Here is a 20,470-nt window from a genome sequence, read left to right as displayed (position 1 = left end):
GCCAGTCGCTGACGGCACCCATGGCCGCCAGCACGGCACTGCCCGCACGCCGCGCGCGCGTGTCGCGACGAGCCTGGGAGGCCGGATCTTCGCCGGTCAGTGTGGTGAAGCCGAACACCCGGTCATAAATGATGAAGACGACCAGCACCACCACCAGCAATAACACTGAAATAGACCCGGCAAGTTCCCAGTTCAGGGTTTGTTGGACCTGATCGATGATCAGTTGAGTGATCATGGTTTCCCGTCGACCACCCAGCAGGGCCGGCACGATAAAGAAGCCAATGGCGGTGACAAACACCATGATGGCAGCCGCAGCCACACCGGGCATCGACAGCGGAAAATAAATCGTCCAGAACGCCGTACCCGGGCGGGCCCCCATCGTGGAAGCCGCGCGGGGCAGGCTGCGATCAATGTTCTCCATCACGGCCAGCATCGTCATCACCGCGAGTGGCAGCATGGCGTGCACCATGCCGGTCAGGGTTGCGCCAGGGCCGTAGAGCAGGTTGATTGGCCGATCGATCAGCCCGAGCGACATCATGACGTTATTGGCAACCCCATTGCGCCCCAGAATCACGACCCAGGCGAACGCCCGGACCAGAAAGCTGGTCCAGAACGACAGCAGCACCAGAAACACGAGCCTGTTTTTCAGTTTCGCCGGCGCGGTGGAAATGAGGTAGGCCACCGGGTAACCCAATACGACCGAGAGCACGGTGGTGGCCAGGGAAATCTTGAACGTGATCCAGAGCACGTTCACATAAAGACCGGAGGCGAACAGGTGGCGGTAGGCGTCAAGCGAAAACCCTTCCGTTCCCAAGACGCTCAGCGACAATAGCCGCCCCACTGGGTACACCAGAAACGCTGATAGCAGCACCAGCAGCGGTGCGATCATCAGGGCATTTTTGACCCAGGCCGGCATCGGCGCAGAGGCAGTGCGAGAAGTAGACAGGCTCATGGGCACGGTGCCTCGGGTTGTTCGGTGATCACAACGGCATCCGAGGCATGCCACGATAAAGCGACCTTGTCGCCGAGGTTGAAGGTTTCACCGCTGATGCGGGTCGCAAATGCTGAGATCAGCACAGGAATGGCACCCTCATCGGTGCTCATATAGATTTTGGTCAGGCTGCCGGTGACCATCACGTCGGTAACGGTCGCCTGAAAATGACCCGCGTTGGCGGCGCTGGCTTTTTCGATCACCATGTTCTGCGGGCGGACCATGATGTGGACGTTGGTGTCGGGCTTGACAGTGCCGTTTGCGGTGGCTTTCGCCGTGATGCCACGGTCACCGATCAGGACGTCGACCTCATCTCCCCGCGAAGCGGTAAGGGTTGCTGGCAGCAGGTTGGACTCGCCCAGAAAGTCGGCGACGAACAGCGTTCGAGGGCGGAAGTAAAGATCGTCCGGGGTGCCGAGCTGTTCGATTTTTCCGGCGTTCATCAGGCAGATGCGATCGGACATGGTCATCGCCTCTTCCTGGTCGTGGGTCACATAAATAATGGTGGTGCCCAGTTCCCGGTGAATGCGCTTGATCTCCAACTGCATGTGCTCACGCAGCTTCTTGTCCAGAGCCCCCAAAGGCTCGTCCATCAAAATGATTGACGGGCGATACACCATGCAACGTGCGAGCGCGACCCGCTGCTGCTGCCCCCCGGAAAGCTCTTTCGGGTAACGCTGGGCAATATGCGGCAACTTGATCATCTCAAGGGCGGCGAGGGCACGCTCGCGCGCTTGCTCGGCCGGCACTTTGCGCATTTTCAGCGGAAAGGCGATGTTTTCGAGAATTGTCATATGCGGAAACAACGCGTAGTTCTGGAACACCACGCCGATATCGCGATGGTGGGGGGCCAGGTACGTCACCTCATTTTCGCCGATGCAGACTTCACCGCCGTCGGGATGGGTGAGGCCGGCAACCAGGCTCAGCAAGGTGGTTTTCCCGGAACCGGAAGGTCCGAGTAATGTCAGGAACTCGCCATCGGCGACGCTTAAATCGGTTTCAGCCAGGGCCACGAACGGGCCATAGCTCTTTGCGAGTTTCTTTACGGTTAGGCTTGAAGAAGACATGACGAAGACCCGAAAACGAGAGGCAGGGGAAGGCGTGCCCGCTCCACAGCGGCCACGCCAGCGGAATTAGCTAAGGAGCCATGCGTTATAGCGTTCCAGAGCCGTGCCCTGTTTATCTGTCCAATACTGCGCGTCGATCGGCAGCCCTTTCGCAATGTGGGCGGGGTAGGAGGGGCAATCGGCGGCCACTGCCGGGTCGATGAAGTCAAACGCCTGTGGGTGGGTGACACCGGCCGGGAAATACTTGGTCAGCTCAGCCTGACGCTTGGGGTCACAGGTGAATTTGATGAACTCGCGGCACGCTTGGGCATTGGGCGTGCCCGCCAGGATGGCCCAGCTGTCCAGTCCCCAGATGTTTTGATCCCAGACGATTTCAACGGGGGCATTACCACTGCGTGCTGATTGCGCGCGCGACACCCAGACCGGCACCATGTCCACTTCGCCAGAGATCAGCATTTGCTCGACCTGTGCACCACTCGTCCAGAATACCGAAACGTCATCCTTGATTTTGTCCAGCGACGCGAACGCCCGGTCAAGGTCGCAGGGGTAGACATCGGCAACCGCGACACCATCGGCCATCAAGGCTTGCTCAAGGGTATCGAACGGGTGCCGGCGCAAGGCACGGCGTCCCGGGAAACCCTTGACGTCATAGAAATCTTTCCAGGAGCTGGGCGGCTTGCGGCCTTCAAAGGCGTCTTTTCGGTACGCCAGGACCGTGGTGTACACGTTAGTGCCAACGCCGTACTCGGACATGAAGTGTTCGGGCATGACCGACACAATCGGATCGCTGCCAAGGTTGTGCGGTTCCAGGTATTTCTTGGGGCCCTGGGTGAGCATTTTGATTGCCGGCTGACTGATTTTGGCCATGTCCCAGGTGTAGGAGCCGGCGTCGACCATGGACAAAATCTGCGCAGTCGGTTCGGCGTTGGCCTGTACGCCGATCACCTCAATGCCTGTCGCTTCCTGGAACGGTCGGTAGAACACCTCGGTGTAGGCCTTGGTGTAAACACCGCCGTCGTCACGCACCACGATGCGTTTGGTTTGCGCGCGCAGGGAAGACCACATGCTGGTTGTCGAAAGGGCGACCGCTCCCATCATGCTCGCCTTGAGCACACTGCGGCGTGACCAGTTATTAATGTTGTTGCCCATACTCCTGACCTCTCTTCGCGATACTGTCGATTGACGCTATCGTCACTAGGGATTTGTTGTGGATTTTTATTTTTCAGGCGGTATAAGTCGGCCCGGGTTAAACAGGCCAAGAGGGTCAACGGCGTGTTTGATCGCACGCATCAGTGCGAGCGAAGCCGAAGATTTATAGTTATTCATTTCGTCCAGAGACGTTTGCCCTACGCCATGCTCGGCGCTGAAGGTGCCTGACAAGGCGGCTGCTACATCGTGGATCGCACGGCGCAGTGCGCGCCCGACTGCTTCGCGCTGTTCCAGCGCCTTCCAGATCGCGAACGGGAAGAACGGGATGTAATGAATGTTGCCGTCGCCCATGTGCCCGACAATGACGATGGACGCCTGCGGAGCAATGTCAGAGACCGCGGCGTTGGCCTGTTCGATAAACGTTGCAATCGCGGAAACAGGTACAGCGCAATCGGTGGTGAGGCCGATGCCGCCTTTCTTGTTCGCCTCGGAAACACTGTGGCGCAGTTCCCACAGGGCAGCCTGTTGCGTTTGGTTCGAAGCCATGGCGGCGTTGGCGATGATTGCATGTTCGAAGGCGTGTTCCAGGATGCCCGTGAGCGCAGCCTCAGGGTCGGCGCTAGCCCCGGCATCCGCCAGTTCGATCAGGACATGCCAAGGGTGCTGCGTTTCCAGCGGGGAGCGGCGTTGCGGTACATGCTCCACCACCAGGTCGAGTTGCAACTGGTTCATCAGCTCGAATGCCGACAGCGTTGCGCCTGATAACTGCCGAGTGAGCACCAACAGTTCGACGGCTTTTTCCGGGCTGTCGACACCAATCCATGCCACGGCTGTTTGGGTCGGCAATGGATGCAGCTTGAGGACAGCGGCGGTAATGATTCCCAGCGTACCTTCAGAACCGATAAACAAGTGCTTGAGGTCGTAGCCGGTATTGTCCTTGCGCAAGGCTCGCAGTTCCGACCACACGGTTCCATCAGCCAGCACCACCTCAAGGCCCAATACGTTGTCACGGGTATTGCCATATCGAAGCACGGAGATACCACCGGCATTCGTCGCAAGGGTGCCGCCCATTTGGCACGAGCCTTCTGCGCCCAGGCTAACGGGGTACAGGCGATCCACGCTGTGTGCCGCTTCCTGAACCGTCGCCAGCACGCAGCCGGCTTGAACTTGCATGGAGTTATTGACGGGGTCGATGGCGCTGATCTGGCGCATGCGTTGCAAGTTCACAATAACCGGTGCCGGCCCGGAGGAGGCGGGCACAGAGCCTCCCACCAACCCTGTGTTTCCCCCTTGGGGCAATACCGGTACCCGATGCCGATGACAGCAGGCCACTACCGCTGACACTTCTTCAGTGCTGGCCGGGCGGGCAATGCACAGTGCCGCGCCGCTGTAGCGCCCGCGCCAGTCTTCAAGTGACGAGGCCATTTCGGCGGCGCTGGTAATGATGTTCTGTGCACCAAGCAAGGCGATGAGCTCGTCGACCAATGACATCTGCTGACTCCGGTAATTGCTATGCAATTAATGTAATTTCAAAAATAATAGAATGCCTGTCCCTGCATTGGCAATAGCGATTCAGAGATGTGTCGTTTTTAGGCATGTCGCTTTTAGATACGCCTGGGCGTATTGAGGAACCGGGCCATGGAGGTGATGACCTGGCCGGTCTGAGCGGCCGCCTTCGGCCTGGCTTCGTTCGATCATATGAACGTGTCAGACCCTCTTCTTAGGATTGCCCAATAGGTGCGCGCTTGCGGGCGGGCGACACTGGGGGAAACAACACACTGGAGTTACTCCCATGCGCCTGGCCTCTTCTCGCCCTTTGACGCGTAGCTACTGGTTGCAGAGCCTGGAGCAAAACCTTCAGCCCACATCGCCTCTTGAGGGTGAGCTCAACGCTGACGTTGCCATCATCGGCGGTGGGTTTGTCGGGTTGTGGACAGCGCTCACGCTTAAAGAGCGTGACCCCGATCTCAACGTCGTTGTGTTGGAGCAGGACATCTGCGGGGGCGGGGCATCGGGGCGTAACGGTGGATTTGTGATGTCCTGGTGGCCGAAAATCGGCTCGCTGTTGAGCTTCTGCACCCAAGAGCAAGCCCTGTTCCTGGCCCACGCTGCCGAGCGCGCCATTGGCGAGCTGGGCGAGTTTTGCCAGCAGCATCAAATCGATGCGCACTATGCCCGCAAGGGCTGGCTCTGGACAGCAACAACCCCGGCCCACATCGATAGCTGGAACGGCACACTGGGCATCTGTGCACGCCTGGGCGTCGAGCCCTTCACGCGGGTATCGAGCGAGGAGGTGGCCAAGGCGACCGGTTCCGATGTTCACCTCGCGGGCGTGTTTGAGCGTAGCAATGCGACGGTTCAGCCAGGGGCTCTGGTGCGAGGCATGCGGGAAGTCGCCATGAAGGCCGGGATTCGGTTATTTGAACAAACGCCGGTTACCCGTATCGAACCAGGGAAAACAGTACGCCTGACTTCGGCCCAGGGGCAGGTCAACGCCACCTCTGTCGTGCTTGCCAGCAATGCCTGGGCGGCTTCGATTCCAGAGCTTTCCAGGCTTATTGTCCCCGTCAACAGCTCCATCGTGGTCACTGAGCCGATCCCCGAGAAGCTGAAGCAAATGGGCTGGACAGGCCAGGAGTCGATCACCGACTCGCAACTGATGGTCGACTACTATCGCACCACCCGGGACGGGCGCATTGCCTTTGGCAAGGGGACTGGCGCTTTGGCGTATGGCTCACGGATCGACAGCACTTTCAGTGAGCACCCCGAAAGTATCGAGCTGACAGAGGCTGATTTGCGTCGCACTTATCCTACGCTGGCATCGACTCAATTGACCCATGCCTGGTCAGGCCCGATTGATCGCACCTACGACAGCCTGCCGGTTTTCGGGTCGCTGGCTGCCAGCCCCAATATCCATTACGGCATTGGCTGGAGCGGAAACGGCGTGGGCCCGAGCCGTCTCGGTGGCCGCATCCTCGCCAGCCTCGCACTGGGGCAGCGGGACGAGTGGAGCACCTGCGCGCTGGTGGGCCGCACCTGCAAATCCTTTCCCCCAGAACCTCTGCGCTATTTGGGGGGCACCCTGGTTCGAAACGCCGTCATTCGCAAGGAGCGCGCCGAGATGAGCGGTGCCCGACCTGGTGCTATTGACCGCTTGCTGGCAGGGCTTGCGCCTGCCGGTCTTGAAGACAAAGCCTGACTTTAAAGGAGCTACTACCATGACCCCGATCCTTAAACGCCTTACTGCGGACACTGAATTCTCAACGCCGACGCCCGTCGCTCAGCCCTTGGGTGATGAACTTTCGCACACCCGTCTGGCCCTTGCTCAAGCTGTAGAAGATCCACACTTCTCACTGGGTGTATGGGAATGCACACCCGGGACCTGGCGGCGTCAGGTGCTCCAGGCCGAGTACAGTTATTTCATCAGCGGCAAGGGTTCCTTTACCCCGGATGACGGCGAGGTCATCCATTTTCAGGCGGGTGACGCCGTTTATTTTGCGCCCCACACAACAGGTGTCTGGGTCATCGAAGAGACCGTCACCAAGCATTACTTCATTGTGGGCTGACCCGTAAGCACGGTTCTGGCTCGACGTCCTGTACGCGTCGCTGCTAGGGTGGCAGCCGAATCCGGTGGCGTTGATGGCTATAAGTCATCAACGCCACCGGGCGTTTCATCCCCACCACCCCGGCAGTCCAATACCATGTCACTCAGCATCCAGGACCTCATCTACAACGCATCGCTGCGCACACGATTACTGACCGGTGCACAGGGCGCACAGCGAAGCTTGCGCTGGGCGCATGTGTGCGAACTGGCCGACCCCAGTGAGTGGTTGGGGGAAGGTGACCTGCTGATGACGACGGGTATCGGTATCCCTCATGACGCTGAGCAACAGCGTGCCTATGTCACGCGGCTATTCGATGCGAACGTCGCGGGCATGATGATCGGTGAGAACATGCAAGCCCCGGATGACCTCACAGGTCTGAATGATCAGGCCTCGGTGCTGGGTTTTCCGGTCTTGATGACCCATTACTCAGTGCCTTTTTCCGCTGTGACAAGAGCCATTGTCGACGCCGGGCAGAAAGCTGAAGACCAACGGCGCCGTGCTGTGGTGAAGCTCTATGAGAGCGCCAGGATCGGATTACGGCACCTGGGATTGAACGGTCTATTGCTCAGGCTTTCTGCAGACGTAAACGCTGAGCTTTACCTCTTTGACACCCGCAGCGTTTGCCCTTGGCAAGAAGGGCTTGCGGCGATGCCCGGGCGATGGCGCGAGGTGATTAGCTCACGTGCACGGCTCACCTATGACCTGACGCGTTGCCACGACGGTGACCACGAAGCCTTGATCATGGCTTTGCCTGCATTACCGGAGTGCGCCATCCTGGCGACAGGAGGCCAACTGCTGGATTACGGCATCCTCCACCATATCGCCTCCGTATTGGCCATCGAGCTTGAGCGTGTTCAGAGTGAGCACGAGCGAATGCTGCGGCTGGGCTCTGAACTGGTCGATGATCTTCTCAGCGTGAGGCTCAGCGAGCGAGCGGCGCTGGAACGTCTGGCGCAACTGGGCTGCCCACCAGGCTCTACCCGCCTGGTGCTAGCCCGGTTAGACCATGCGGCCCCGAACAACTGGCAGCAGGCGCTTGGCAGGCAAAACATCAAGGTGCTGGCTCGACAGGCCGGTGAAGAACTGGTCATTTTGCTGGCTGATCCAGCCGCCTGTGAATCGCTCCAAGCGGTGTTGGGATGCCCGCTCGGCGTGAGTGCTGTGCTTGGTTCAGGCCTTAGAGTACCCGAGGCGCTGCGAGAGGCACGCCTCGCGCTCGCGCATTCGACGCCCTCGCGCAACATAGTCGACTATGTGAATGCCCTGGATGAAGCCTTCTGGTTGCCCAGTGATCTGGAGCAGGCAAACCGGATGTACCGTCGAGTGATTGGTAGCCTGGCGGATTACGATGCTCAGAACGGCAGCCAACTGATTCATACCCTGAAGGTTTTTCTGGAGCAAAATCGGTCGTGGCAAAGGTCTGCACAGGCGTTAAACGTCCATAAGCAGACATTGGTCTACCGTATTCGTCGAATTGAAGAGATCACCGGGCGTTTATTGGATGACACGGAGGGCGTCGTGGCCTTGTGGATTGCCTTGCGCTGTATGGGTATTGCAGTGAATGACCTTGATGCGGGCTCGTTGCGCTAGCGGCTAAGGCGGGCTCGATCCTTCTATTTCGGCCCATCCATGCCTGGATGATGGCCGCTCGACTATGCCTGTTACAACGGCCTGCGCTTACCCACGCTGTGACCCCCGGCCCATCCTTGTAAATGAACGCAGCAAGATGGGGGCAGCCTTATTCGTGCTTACGTATGAAGCCCTTCGTTCAATTTATGCGAACGGCTGATTGTGGCGAGCCAGGCAAAAACTTTAAAACGTACGTGGGGGCCAGCGGGCAGTGCGACATCGACCCTGAGCGTCCCCAGCGCATACCTTATCGACGTTCAACCGAGGCAATAATAATGTCTAAAATCCTCAGAAACTCGCTCACTCTGGTCTTCAGTTCCGCTATTGCGATGCATGCCAACGCAGATTTGACCGTAGTCTCACACGGCGGTGCCAATAAGGCTGCTCAAGTCAAAGCGTTCTATGAGCCCTACACCGCAGCAACAGGCACGAAGATTATTGCCGATGAGTTTAATGGCGAAATGGCGAAAGTTAAGGTGCAGGTAGATACGAAAAACGTTGCCTGGGACGTGGTAGAAATGGAAATGCCTGAGTTGGTCCGTGCTTGCGATGAAGGCATGCTGGAGCCTATTGGCGAAGATCCCGAGATTGCCAAATTAGCCCCGCAACTATTGGAGGGTGCCATACAGACCTGTGGTGTTGGTTTCTTTGTTTGGTCGACCGTGCTCGCCTATAACGCAGAGAAACTCAAAACTGCACCGCAAGGCTGGACTGACTTTTGGGATGTTGAAAAAATCCCGGGCAAACGTGGCCTGCGCAAAGGGGCCAAGTACACCCTGGAGTTCGCGTTAATGGCCGATGGGGTCCTGCCTCAGGATGTGTACTCGGTGCTTGAAACCAAAGCGGGGCAAGATCGCGCATTCGCCAAGCTGGATCAACTCAAGCCCTACATTCAGTGGTGGGAGGCGGGTGCCCAGCCGCCCCAATACCTCGCCTCTGGTGATGTGGTCATGAGCTCTGCCTACAATGGGCGCATCGCTGCGGTGCAAAATGAGAGCAATTTGCGGATTGTGTGGAATGGCGGAATCTACGACATGGACGCGTTCACCATTCCCAAAGGCGCAAAAAATCGCGAAGAAGGCCTGCGCTTCATCCAATCCGTTCTCCAGCCTGCGCCCCAAAAGGCCTATGCCCAGCAAATTGCCTACGGCCCGGTCAACCGTGCGGCGGTCTCTATGATCGACGCGAACCGCCGGAGCAATTTGCCAACCGATGAAGCCAACCTGGTCAACCAGGTTGCTATCAGCGCCTCCTTCTGGGCAGATCATGGCGATCAATTGGAGCAACGCTTCAACTCATGGGCCGCGAAAAAATAGTGTTTAGCTAGCAGGGGCGCAGTTGCCTGAAGGGACGAGTAGAACCGCATCAGGCATAGGCTACCCATTGGAGCTTCATGCAGGTCGGCGAGTACGGCGGGTAGCTTTGGAGGGCGGGCAGCCGAACTGGCGGCTGTATTCTCGGCTGAATGGCGAAGGGCTTATGTAGCCCGCGCGATAACAGGCACCCGCGACATCCAGCCCCTCGCCGACCCTCAGTCGGCGGGCCTCCTGTCAGCGGAGATGTTTCTGATAGTGCAGTGGGCTCATCGAGGTGACGACCTTGAAACGATGATGCAACGTCGAGCTGCCCAAATGGGCTACTCGAGCGAGCATCTTCGATACGCAAGGGTTGATTAAAGTGGTTGTTCAACCAATCCCCACCCGGGCGTCGGGCTGGCATCTTCGCAATACTTCATTCGGCTGCGCATGGTTCGCGTCCGGCATTTGTTGCTCAAAACCTGCCTGAACATCCTCGACGTCTGGCTGGCGGTCGGTTACTCAAGCTCAGCCACTTCTCCCAGGTATTTCGTTGCGAAGTGGGCGCAACGCCCAGCGGTTTTCGAGGGGCTTGAGTGCCGCTCGGGCATCTGCCTTACGGGACTGCACACCGACACCAATAGGCAAGCGTTGCGCAGGTTTTTTGCACGCGTCGACCAGGCTGATCGCCGCTAAAGGTGTCCATGTGGTACTCGGTGCCCGCCGTACCGAGCGTCTGGACAACCTTGTGCGCGACCAAGTTCGCAGTCAGGGCCATTTCGGATGGCCTGCGCCAGGAAACGGACTAGCTCCGGGTCATCGTGATTTACCCGAATGTCGTCGAGTCTGAACTGGCCGACACGATTTTCGATAATGTCGCGCGCGAGGCCATGAAAGCGATCCGTCGTGTGGCACTCAAGGCAGACGCCATTGCACGAGCGCTCACTTATGCGATCGAACAGCCTGACGATATGGATGTGAGTGAAATGGTCGTTCGTCCCACGACCAGCCCACATTGAACCGTCTAGGGCAACCTGCGCTTGGGGTCGATGATTTCTTAATGAGTTTTTCCACCTGCTTTTGATTAAAACCAGTAAAGACGAATACGGCATATTTGCCAGTCAGGATGACAAAATATCTTGATGTGTAAGCTGGCTCTGCATTCTTGTCGGAATATTCTGAAAGTTTATATCAGGTCTGGAGTCGCGGCTTGAGATAGTTCATTGTCATGTTCGCTCAGGGTCTCTGGATGCTGTAAGAATTTTGGAGGTATATAAAAGGAATCTGTTTTCTGTGGTGGATGAATATGTCGTTGTGTCAGCTGCGGATGTGAATGTCTGTCTTGTATTTTTATTGAGTCAGGAGGCGTTATGACGTCAAACAGTTTTCAAAATGAAGTGCCCAAGGCACGGGTCAATATCAAGCTTGATCTGCACACCGGGGGGGCGCAAAAAAAGGTCGAATTACCGCTGAAGTTGATGCTGATGGGGGACTACAGTAATGGCAGAGAACAGCGTTCGCTGTCTGATCGAAGCAAAGTCAGTATCAATAAAAATAACTTCGACAGCGTGCTGGGTGATTTCTCGCCGAGTGTGAAGTTGGCGGTGGAAAATACGTTGATGGGTGAGGGGGGCGACACCTCCATCGAGTTGACGTTCGCCAGAATTAAAGACTTCGAGCCAGAGCAGGTGGTACGACAAATTCCGCAGTTACGTGCCTTGCTGGCAATGCGAAATTTGTTGCGCGACCTCAAATCGAACTTGTTGGATAACGCAACGTTTCGGCATGAGTTGGAGCGCATTCTCAAGGACGATGCGTTGAGTGATGAATTGCGCACCGAGTTAGCCGCGTTGGGGTCTCAAGAAGGTCATTAATTATAGTCGGTTCGTTTAAAGGGAAGTCTCCAAATGTCCGCAGAAAATGCTAATGCGCAATCGCGCGACGCTGCCGTATTGTCTGAAAAAGCTCAAAGTGTTTATGGAACTTTGTTTAGTAAAATAAACCTGCGTCCGGTTGCAGGGTTCAGTGATATAGATGTTTTTCAAAGCTCTGAAGCCTTGTCCGAAGCGTCGGCTGATGAGCGTGTGACTGCCGCCGTAAGTGTGTTTCTAGACCTGCTCAAACAATCGTCGCGCAAAGTTGAGCGTCTGGATAAAACACTGCTGGATGAGCATATTGCGTTGCTGGATGCACAGATCAGCCGGCAATTGGATGTGGTGATGCACCATCCTGATTTCCAACGGGTTGAATCCCTCTGGCGAGGGGCAAAGTCACTGATTGATCAGACCGACTTTCGTCAAAATGTACGCATTGAACTGCTGGACATTAGTAAAAAACATCTTATCCAGGACTTCGATGATGCGCCCGAGATCGCCCAGAGCGGCCTCTATGTTCATACCTATACCCAAGAATACGACACACCGGGTGGTGAGCCGATTGCTGCCGCCATCTCCAACTACGAGTTCGACAGTCGTGCGCAGGATATAACCCTGCTGCGCAATATTTCCAAAGTGGCCGCCGCTGCGCATATGCCTTTTATCGGTTCTGCGGGGCCTGCTTTTTTTGGCAAGCAGTCGATGGAAGAGGTGTCGGCCATCAAAGATCTTGGCAACTTTTTTGACCGCGCCGAATACATTAAATGGAATAGCTTTCGCGCCACTGACGATTCGCGCTACGTCGGCCTGCTAACGCCGCGCGTGTTGGGTCGTCTGCCTTATGGGCCCGATACCGTTCCGGTACGCAGTTTCAATCATGTTGAGAGCGTCAAGGGCCCCGATCACGAGAAGTACCTGTGGGTCAGCCCGTCGTACGCCTTTGCTGCAAACATGGTTAAAAGTTTCATCGCCAACGGCTGGTGTGTACAGATTCGCGGACCTCAGTCCGGCGGTGCGGTCACTGAGTTACCGATTCATTTGTACGATCTGGGTACCGGTAATCAGGTGAAAATCCCTTCCGAAGTGATGATTCCTGAGACGCGTGAATTTGAGTTCGCCAATCTCGGTTTTATCCCGTTGTCCTACTACAAAAACCGCGACTACGCGTGTTTTTTCTCCGCCAATTCGGCTCAGAAACCCGCGCTGTATGACACCGCAGATGCCACGGCTAACAGCCGGATCAACGCCCGCTTGCCGTATATCTTCCTGCTGTCGCGCATTGCTCATTATTTAAAAGTGATTCAGCGCGAAAACATCGGTACCACCAAAGACCGCCGCTTGCTTGAGCTGGAACTGAACAAGTGGGTAGGCGGGTTGGTGACCGAAATGACCGACCCGGGAGATGACCTGCAGGCCTCTCACCCGTTGCGCGATGCCAAGGTCATCGTAGAAGACATTGAGGATAACCCGGGCTTCTTCCGCATCAAGTTGTATGCCGTACCGCACTTTCAGGTGGAGGGCATGGACGTCAATTTGTCGCTGGTTTCGCAGATGCCCAAGGCGAAAGCCTAAGCCACTTCGCAGGGAAACGATGCCATGAAAATCGATCGGCCCTTGTGGGCTGCGGGGGCTTTATTGTCTCCGCAACAATTCCAGCAGCAGGCGCGTTGGGAGGCTTGGAGCAACGAGAGCGTGGCCCATTTGGCCCTCGTTCACCCATGGGGTGTGCTGGCAGTGGGCTTTGACCCTGAAGCATTGCGTCTGGGCAAGCTCAAGGCTGCGCAACTGCGCGTGCGCATGCCGGGCGGCATCTTGATCGATAGCGATCATGCGGATGAACTCCCGCCGGCCGTTGAGTTGGCTCGCGTGCTACCCGAAGACAGGCAAGACGCAACGGTGTTATTGGCCTTGCCTCTAGAGCAGGCCAATGGCAACAACTGCCTGTTCGAAGAGGGGCGGGCTGATCGTCCGATGCGCTATCGACGAGTGTGGCGCCAAGTGCAGGACATCTATGCCGATGAAACGCAGTCGATCGGTGTTCTGGAATATACGTTGACCTTGCGCCTGGACAGCGATGAAAACGCCGATTACCTCACTTGCCCTGTCGCGCGGTTGGTGCGCGACGGGCAGGGGGCCTGGGTACTGGACCCGGGCTATGTGCCGCCATTGCTTAGCTTTTCAGCGCATCCGGGGTTGCTGACGCAACTGGATAATGTGCTCACGCAATTGTCCATCAAGCGTCAGCGCTTGATGGGCATGCGCCGTGAGAGCAACCAGCGCATGGCCGATTTCGCGGTGGCTGATGTGTCGCTGTTCTGGCTCCTTAGTGCGTTGAACACCTATCAACCCGTGTTGGCTGACCTCAAAGCTTACCCCGCGCGGCATCCCGAACAGGTGTACCAAGCGTTGGCCAAGTTGGCAGGTAGCCTGCTGACGTTCTCACTGGAACACGACATCGACCAGATTCCGCCTTATCGGCATGAGCAGTTGCAAAGCGTATTTGCGCCGCTGATGAGCACCATTTCCACTCTGCTGGAAGCCAGTTTGCCGTCGCGAGTCATTGCGTTGGCGTTGGAGGCGAAGGGTGCCAATCGCTGGCAGGTCACCCTTAATGACGCCCGTTTGCGTGAGCAGGACGGCGCAGATTTCTATCTGTCGGTACGGTGCCGGTTGTCCGCCGCGCAGTTGCAGAATCAGTTTCCGCAGCTTTGCAAGGTGGGCACGCCGGATGAGGTTGATCGTCTGATCAACGCTGCGCTTGACGGCGTTCCCCTGCAATCGCTCAGCCATGTGCCTGCCGCTATTCCACTGCGTCTGGAAAACCAGTATTTCGCACTTGATCTGAGCCATGCCAAAGGCCAGGCCATGCTGGCCGAAGGGGTGTGCGCCTTCTACGTGCCGAACACGTTGGCGGATGTGAAGCTTGAACTGTTTGCGGTACTGCGCGCATGAGCCTGAACGAATCGAGAAAACACCCCGCTACGGCCCTGAATGTTGTTGATGCGCTGTTGCAGGACAGCTACCTGCTGGTCGTGGAGTTACGCCAGGGTGGTTCGGCGCACAACAGCCTGGCCCTGTGGGAACTGTGCGTGAAGCAGGTCGAACATGTTCGCCAAGGGTTGGTGGATGCGGGGATGAGCCAGCGCAGCGTTGACCATATCAGCTACGCACAGTGTGCCTTGCTGGATGAAACTGTACTGACCTGTGCCACGGGCGACGCCCATGCGAGGTGGGTCAGCGAATCTCTTCAGGCCAAGTTTTTCAATCGCCATCAGGCCGGTGAATGCCTGTATGAAGACATGAGCGAAGTGCTGCGTGAGCCCGCCCCCGACAGCCAGGTACTGACCGCCTTTCAGCGTGTGCTGATGCTGGGGTTTCGTGGTCGCTATCGCGAGGCAAATGCCCCCGAACGCGAACAACTGTTGGTGGCGTTGAATACGCAGGTGGCACCACTGGAGCTTAACGACACGCTGAAAACACAAGCGTTGGTGGCCGGGGGTTCCAGCCCTCAGAGCGGGTTGCGCTCACCTTTGGCTCATGGGTTGGCGGCAGGGCTGTTGCTCGTGGGTGTCTGGTGGGGGCTGGATCATTTGTTAGGCAGTCTGGTCGCTCGCCTGTCGGGTCAACTGTGATGGCGCTGAAGCTGAAGCGAGGCCTTTGGCTATGGGCGGGCATCGTGGCTTGGGGCTTGATCTCGGTTTTTCCGTTACACGCCTGGGTACGCGCACTGGCCTTGCTGGTGGTAGCCGGTACGGTTGCAGCCGCCTGGATGTTGGCAGGTCGACGTTCGTCTGCGCCGATCACGCCGTGGGTGCAGGCCGATACCCGGTTGTTACCGCCAGCGGCGTACCGACAGCCCGTGGTTCTGGTCTGTGGCGATGGGCTGCCAGGACTGTTCGGTGCAATGGCCGCCGAGCAATTGGCATTGCGCACGACCGCACGGGGTTGCTACGTGCGAGTGCCTTCTCTGGAGCAGTTGCCGGCGGTAGTCGCGGGCATAACGGCCATGCGCCCGTTTTGGGCCGGGCAGCTCAGTGTCCTGTTTGTGGTAAACCCTGCCGAGCACACTGACGGTGCCGTGCTGGCGGGGCATGTTCGTGCGTTCAGTGGCCAGCTTGCGCGTGTTCGCACGCCCCACCTGGCGTTGCCACTGCTTATCGTGAGCTACCTGCAGGCGTCCCGCGGCGCTGGGCCCTGGTTCGCTTGGCATGCAGGTCGCACCAGTCCCGACGTGTGCGAGGGGGTTCGCTGCGCCAGCCTGGCTGAGTGGCAGCAACAAACGACGGATACCGATCAGCTCGCAACTCGCCTGCACGCCAGTGTGCAATTGAACAATGCCGCCGCATGGTTCAAAGACGCTGTTTTGTCCCATTGTGTGGGCCGCGAGCCCAGTGGTGCCATGAGCCTTGCGCTGGGCTGCGCCATCACCTTGGTGCCCGCGTTACCCCACGCGCAGCCGGGCAACCTGTGGCAACAGCGGCTACGCGACAAGGTGGCGTTGGCTAATGACGGGCCGTTGCAGGCCGAGGGCGTCACCCCTTTACCCTTTCCTGATGCTTTGCTTCATCTGCTGCCTGTTCATGGCCAGGATGAGCCCCTGCACCGTGCAAGCAAGCTCGCGATGTGGCTATTCACCGTGGGCTGTGTAGCCGCCTTGGCCAGTTCAGCCTGGCAGAACACGCTGTTGGTGCGCCAGGTCACTGATGACTTGCGGCGTTACATGGCCATAGCGCCGTCGGTCACCCGTGGTCAGCCTGAATTTGCCCAGCGAGAGGAGGCGGTGGAGGTGCTGCGCCAGGATGCTCGGCGACTGGACCACTACTACCGTAACGGCGAGCCGCTGGCTCTTGGCCTGGGTTTGTATCGCGGCGAATACTTGCGAGAGCAGGTGCAGGCGGCGATAGCCAGCCACCGTCAACCGACGGCTTCCTCGCGGGCCATCCAGCGCCCCAACGCTGTGCGTCTGGACAGCCTCTCATTGTTCAGCCCGGGCAGCGCTCAGCTCAAGCCTGATGCAACCAAAGTGCTCATCAGCGCGCTGGTTGATATCAAGGCTCAGCCTGACGGGTTGATTGTGATCGCCGGGCATACCGACACCACGGGCAGCAGCGAACAGAACCTCAAACTCTCGCGCGCCCGAGCGGCGGCCGTGCATGACTGGATACAACGCATGGGCGACCTCCCGCACAGCTGTTTTGCCGTCCAGGGCTTTGGCGCGACCCAACCGATTGCCAGCAATGACACCGAGGCCGGGCGCGCGCTCAACCGACGTGTCGATATCCGCCTGGTGCCAGAAGTGGGGGCTTGTGTGCCCGCTGTGGTGCCCGGCAAGCAACCCCCTGTCGCATCCCGCGACATTCATTATCTGAGAGAAGGAGCTTCACATGGCTATTCCCGTTTACCTGTGGCTGAAAGATGACGGCGGCGCGGATCTCAAAGGGTCCGTGAACGTGCAGAGTCGCGAAGGCAGCATTGAGGTGGTTGCCCAAGACCACAGCGTTTACATCCCCACGGATAACAGCACCGGCAAGTTGACCGGAGCTCGGGTTCACACCCCGTTCCTGTTTTCCAAGGAAATCGATGCCTCCAGCCCTTACCTCTATAAGGCAGTGAGCACGGGGCAGACCCTCAAAAGCGCCGAGTTCAAGTGGTACAAAATCGACGATGCGGGCAAGGAGGTCGAGTACTTCAACACAACGCTTGAGAACGTCAAAGTCGTCAAGGTCGCGCCGAAAATGCACGACGTCAAAGACCCGGCCAAGGAAAAGCACAATCACCTGGAACAGGTTGAATTGCGCTACGAGAAGATCACCTGGACCTTCAAGGACGGCAACATTATCCACTCGGATTCGTGGACCGAGCGTCAGAGCGCTTGATGCCCAGTACCAGCAGACGCATTGCCGTCTGCTGGCCGCCGGTGTGCTGGGTTGAGCGCCCGCTCGCGGGCGTTCAGCCAAACACATCGAGCTTTAAACCACCGTTAGCACACTCCACTTCGTGCCGAGCCCCCAGAACAAGGACGCACTTTTATGGCCCTTCATTCCACGCGTTTGCTTCGTCGCCTCAATCCCTACTGCGCCCAGGCGCTGAGTGCGGCGGCCTCTTTGTGCCAAAGCCGAGCCCATGCCCAGGTCAGTATCGAACACTGGCTGCTCAAACTGCTGGAGCAGGGCGAGGGGGATTTGACCCTTATTGCGCGCCGCTACGAATGGGATATGGATGCACTGTGGCAAGGCCTGCTGGACCATCTCGACGGCCTGCCGCGCAGTGTGCAAGGTAAGCCGCAGCTATGCGCCAACTTACAACAATTGATCCAGAACGCTTGGCTACGCGCCTCTTTGGACGACAACGAAACCTTGCGTTCAGTTCATCTGCTGGGTGCGCTAATGGAAACCCCTGGTCTGTTGACCTGCGAAGCCACCTGGCCGTTGCTCAGCCTCAGTGATGTGCAGTTGCAGCGCTTGCTGGGTGTGCTTGATCAGCACTCCGAAGAGCGTGCCCAGGTCCAGCAGGCCGTTGCCTTTGACCAGGCAGAGCCCGCTTCGGCCGTGCTTGCAACGCCGTCCTGCGGCACCGCCGCAAATGCGGCCTTGCTGGCCGTGCTGGATAAATTTACCCAAGACATCACCGCCAAGGCCCGACAAGGGCAGATCGACCCGGTGTTTGGGCGTGATGATGAAATTCGGCAAGTTATCGATATTCTCAGTCGGCGGCGCAAAAACAACCCCATCCTGGTGGGTGAGCCGGGGGTGGGTAAAACCGCGTTAGTGGAAGGCCTGGCGTTGCGCATTGCAGACGGCAATGTCCCAGACAGCCTGAAAAAAGTCAGCCTGCGCACGCTCGATCTGGGGCTGTTGCAAGCGGGTGCCGGGGTCAAAGGCGAATTCGAACAGCGCTTGAAAAATGTGATCGAGGCGGTCCAGCAATCCGAAACCCCGGTGCTGCTGTTTATCGATGAGGCGCATACCTTGATTGGCGCGGGTAATCAGGCCGGTGGCGCGGATGCGGCCAATCTGCTCAAGCCGGCCTTGGCGCGGGGCGAGCTGCGTACCATCGCGGCCACCACCTGGGGCGAATACAAGCAGTACTTTGAGCGTGATGCCGCGCTGGAGCGGCGCTTTCAAATGGTCAAGGTGGATGAGCCGGACGACGCCAACGCCAGCCTTATGCTGCGCGGCCTCAAGGCGCGTTACGCCAGCCATCATGGTGTGCATATTCAGGATGCGGCGGTGCAAGCGGCCGTCACCTTGTCACGGCGCTACCTGACGGGGCGTCAACTGCCGGACAAAGCGGTCGATCTGCTCGACACTGCCAGCGCCCGGGTTCGCATGAGCCTCGACTGCGAACCGCAAGTACTGATCCGGCTCAAGGCGCGGCAAGCCGCTCTGGAGCTGGAACGCCAGGCGTTGGAGCAGGATGCCCAACTCAGCGGCAGCCGGGCGGGCGAACGTCTGGCGGCGCTGGCGCTACAGGCCGAGCAACTGCAGCTTCTGCAAGGTGAGCGGGAGCAGCAATACCGCCGCGAACTCGACCTGACCCACCAACTGCTTGCGGCACGTCAGGCAGCGCCTGTGCCGGTGCACACGTGCGCGCACCTGCAACACCAGTTGGCCGAGGCCCAAGGCAGCCAGCCGCTGCTCTCCCTCGATGTCGATGCCCGCAGTGTCGCTGAAGTCATCGCCGACTGGACAGGCGTGCCCTTGGGCAGCCTGCTCAAGGACGAACAGGCCAGCCTGCTGGCACTGGAGCAGCAATTGGGGGCGAGGGTTATTGGCCAGGATCATGCGTTAAGTGCACTGGCCCAACGTTTGCGCGCGGCCAAGACCGGGCTCACAGACGAAAAAGCCCCCTTGGGTGTGTTCCTGCTGGTGGGTACCAGTGGCGTGGGCAAAACCGAAACGGCACTGGCCTTGGCTGACTGCCTGTTCGGCGGTGAGAAATCCCTGATTACCCTCAACCTCTCCGAATACCAGGAAGCCCATACCGTCAGCCAACTCAAAGGCTCGCCTCCCGGCTATATCGGTTACGGCCAAGGCGGCGTCCTCACGGAGGCTGTGCGCCAACGACCCTACAGCGTGGTACTGCTCGACGAAGTGGAAAAAGCCCACCGCGACGTCCTCAACCTGTTCTATCAGGTCTTCGACCGTGGCTTTATGCGTGATGGCGAAGGGCGCGAAATCGACTTTCGCAACACCGTGATTCTTATGACCTCCAACCTTGGCAGCGATGAACTGCACGCCTGCCTGCAAGAACAGCCGAATGCTTCGGACAGCACCTTGCATGAACGGTTACGCCCGACCTTGCGCGAGCATTTTCAGCCTGCCTTATTAGCCCGTTTTCAGACCCTTATTTACCGCCCGCTGCACGCCGAAGCCCTCAAGCGCATCGTCGCCATCAAGCTGGCCCAGGTCGCTCGCCGTCTGCAGCGCCATTATGGCCTGGACTGCCACATCGACGAGCCGCTCAATGCGGCGCTGGTTGCGGCTTGCCTGCTGCCCGACAGTGGCGCGCGCAACATCGACAGCCTGCTCAACCAGCAGATATTGCCGGTGCTTAGCCAGCAGTTGCTGCAACGCCAGGCCGCACAGCAGCCAACCCACGGCGTGGCGCTGGGCTACAGCGAAGAGTCAGGCATCACCCTGCAGTTTAGGGATGGCCAAGGCGTGATGCCTTCTGTCGCCCTGGAGGCTTGATCATGTCTGCTGAACTGCGTCCCTTCTTCGACCACAGCCGCCATAAACTCGACGTGCGCAATGTCGATGTGCCGCTGGAGGTGCTGGCCTTTCAGGGCGAGGAGTGCCTGAGTCAGCCGTTCAGTTACGTGATCGAATTCACCAGCACGGAACTCGATATTGCCGCC

General features: G+C 58.4%; 15 protein-coding genes and 3 pseudogenes. 13 read left to right on the top strand and 5 right to left on the bottom strand.

Annotation, left to right across the window (positions count from 1 at the left end):
* From Q1W15_RS08230 to Q1W15_RS08215, 4 genes are all read right to left on the bottom strand, one after another.
* On the bottom strand, nucleotides 1-952 hold a 952-nt coding region (locus Q1W15_RS08230; protein ID WP_300726127.1), incomplete at its 3' end, for an ABC transporter permease.
* Entirely contained in the window at nucleotides 949-2,058 is a 1,110-nt protein-coding gene (locus tag Q1W15_RS08225; protein ID WP_300726124.1) for an ABC transporter ATP-binding protein, read from the bottom strand. The genes Q1W15_RS08225 and Q1W15_RS08230, both read right to left, overlap by 4 nt.
* A gap of 66 nt (nucleotides 2,059-2,124) precedes the next feature.
* Nucleotides 2,125-3,207: an ABC transporter substrate-binding protein gene (locus Q1W15_RS08220; RefSeq protein ID WP_300726121.1), complete on the bottom strand. Its 1,083-nt coding sequence runs from the start codon at nucleotides 3,205-3,207 to the stop codon at nucleotides 2,125-2,127.
* 66 nt (nucleotides 3,208-3,273) lie between these two features.
* Nucleotides 3,274-4,698, bottom strand: a complete 1,425-nt coding sequence (locus tag Q1W15_RS08215) for an FAD-binding oxidoreductase (protein ID WP_300726118.1) — start codon at nucleotides 4,696-4,698, stop codon at nucleotides 3,274-3,276.
* 301 nt (nucleotides 4,699-4,999) lie between these two features.
* On the opposite strand from Q1W15_RS08215, the gene Q1W15_RS08210 reads away from it, so the two are divergent.
* The 4 genes from Q1W15_RS08210 (at nucleotide 5,000) to Q1W15_RS08195 (ending at nucleotide 9,757) form a co-directional block, all read left to right on the top strand.
* A complete protein-coding gene (locus Q1W15_RS08210) occupies nucleotides 5,000-6,406 on the top strand; it encodes an FAD-binding oxidoreductase (protein ID WP_300726115.1) in 1,407 nt (468 codons plus the stop codon).
* A gap of 19 nt (nucleotides 6,407-6,425) precedes the next feature.
* The gene (locus Q1W15_RS08205; protein WP_300726112.1) at nucleotides 6,426-6,773 is read left to right on the top strand and encodes a cupin domain-containing protein; all 348 of its coding nucleotides are present in this window, start codon (nucleotides 6,426-6,428) and stop codon (nucleotides 6,771-6,773) included.
* Nucleotides 6,774-6,908: 135 nt separating this feature from the next.
* Nucleotides 6,909-8,402: a PucR family transcriptional regulator gene (locus Q1W15_RS08200; protein WP_300726109.1), complete on the top strand. Its 1,494-nt coding sequence runs from the start codon at nucleotides 6,909-6,911 to the stop codon at nucleotides 8,400-8,402.
* A gap of 368 nt (nucleotides 8,403-8,770) precedes the next feature.
* Nucleotides 8,771-9,757, top strand: a complete 987-nt coding sequence (locus tag Q1W15_RS08195) for an ABC transporter substrate-binding protein (RefSeq protein WP_300726130.1) — start codon at nucleotides 8,771-8,773, stop codon at nucleotides 9,755-9,757.
* Nucleotides 9,758-9,832: 75 nt separating this feature from the next.
* Here the strand turns inward: Q1W15_RS08195 and Q1W15_RS08190 are convergent.
* A pseudogene (locus tag Q1W15_RS08190) lies at nucleotides 9,833-10,133 on the bottom strand (helix-turn-helix domain-containing protein); the annotation flags it as partial.
* A 17-nt stretch (nucleotides 10,134-10,150) separates the two neighbouring features.
* On the opposite strand from Q1W15_RS08190, the pseudogene Q1W15_RS08185 reads away from it, so the two are divergent.
* The 9 genes and pseudogenes from Q1W15_RS08185 to tssH form a co-directional block, all read left to right on the top strand.
* Nucleotides 10,151-10,332 (top strand): annotated as a pseudogene (locus Q1W15_RS08185) (helix-turn-helix domain-containing protein); the annotation flags it as partial.
* Between the two features lie 153 nt (nucleotides 10,333-10,485).
* Nucleotides 10,486-10,755: pseudogene (locus Q1W15_RS08180) on the top strand (SDR family oxidoreductase); the annotation flags it as partial.
* Nucleotides 10,756-11,106: 351 nt separating this feature from the next.
* Nucleotides 11,107-11,610, top strand: a complete 504-nt coding sequence (gene tssB / locus Q1W15_RS08175; protein ID WP_300726106.1) for a type VI secretion system contractile sheath small subunit — start codon at nucleotides 11,107-11,109, stop codon at nucleotides 11,608-11,610.
* A gap of 33 nt (nucleotides 11,611-11,643) precedes the next feature.
* Nucleotides 11,644-13,182 carry a type VI secretion system contractile sheath large subunit gene (tssC, locus tag Q1W15_RS08170; protein ID WP_300726104.1) on the top strand — a complete coding sequence of 513 codons (1,539 nt, stop codon included), beginning with the start codon at nucleotides 11,644-11,646 and terminating at the stop codon, nucleotides 13,180-13,182.
* 24 nt (nucleotides 13,183-13,206) lie between these two features.
* Nucleotides 13,207-14,562 carry a type VI secretion system baseplate subunit TssK gene (gene tssK / locus Q1W15_RS08165; protein ID WP_300726102.1) on the top strand — a complete coding sequence of 452 codons (1,356 nt, stop codon included), beginning with the start codon at nucleotides 13,207-13,209 and terminating at the stop codon, nucleotides 14,560-14,562.
* On the top strand, nucleotides 14,559-15,242 hold the full coding sequence (tssL, locus tag Q1W15_RS08160) for a type VI secretion system protein TssL, short form (RefSeq protein ID WP_300726099.1): 684 nt from the start codon (nucleotides 14,559-14,561) through the stop codon (nucleotides 15,240-15,242). The genes tssK and tssL overlap by 4 nt, the downstream gene beginning before the upstream one ends.
* On the top strand, nucleotides 15,242-17,029 hold the full coding sequence (locus Q1W15_RS08155; RefSeq protein WP_300726096.1) for an OmpA family protein: 1,788 nt from the start codon (nucleotides 15,242-15,244) through the stop codon (nucleotides 17,027-17,029). The genes tssL and Q1W15_RS08155 overlap by 1 nt, the downstream gene beginning before the upstream one ends.
* Nucleotides 16,995-17,486, top strand: a complete 492-nt coding sequence (locus tag Q1W15_RS08150) for an Hcp family type VI secretion system effector (RefSeq protein ID WP_300726093.1) — start codon at nucleotides 16,995-16,997, stop codon at nucleotides 17,484-17,486. The genes Q1W15_RS08155 and Q1W15_RS08150 overlap by 35 nt, the downstream gene beginning before the upstream one ends.
* 153 nt (nucleotides 17,487-17,639) lie before the next feature.
* Nucleotides 17,640-20,303: a type VI secretion system ATPase TssH gene (tssH, locus tag Q1W15_RS08145; protein ID WP_300726090.1), complete on the top strand. Its 2,664-nt coding sequence runs from the start codon at nucleotides 17,640-17,642 to the stop codon at nucleotides 20,301-20,303.
* The last annotated feature ends 167 nt before the right edge of the window (nucleotides 20,304-20,470 follow it).

Source organism: Pseudomonas sp., from assembly GCF_030150285.1.
Lineage (GTDB): Bacteria > Pseudomonadota > Gammaproteobacteria > Pseudomonadales > Pseudomonadaceae > Aquipseudomonas.
Note: the sequence above shows the minus strand (reverse complement) of the source record. Positions and strands in the feature narration are given on the sequence as shown.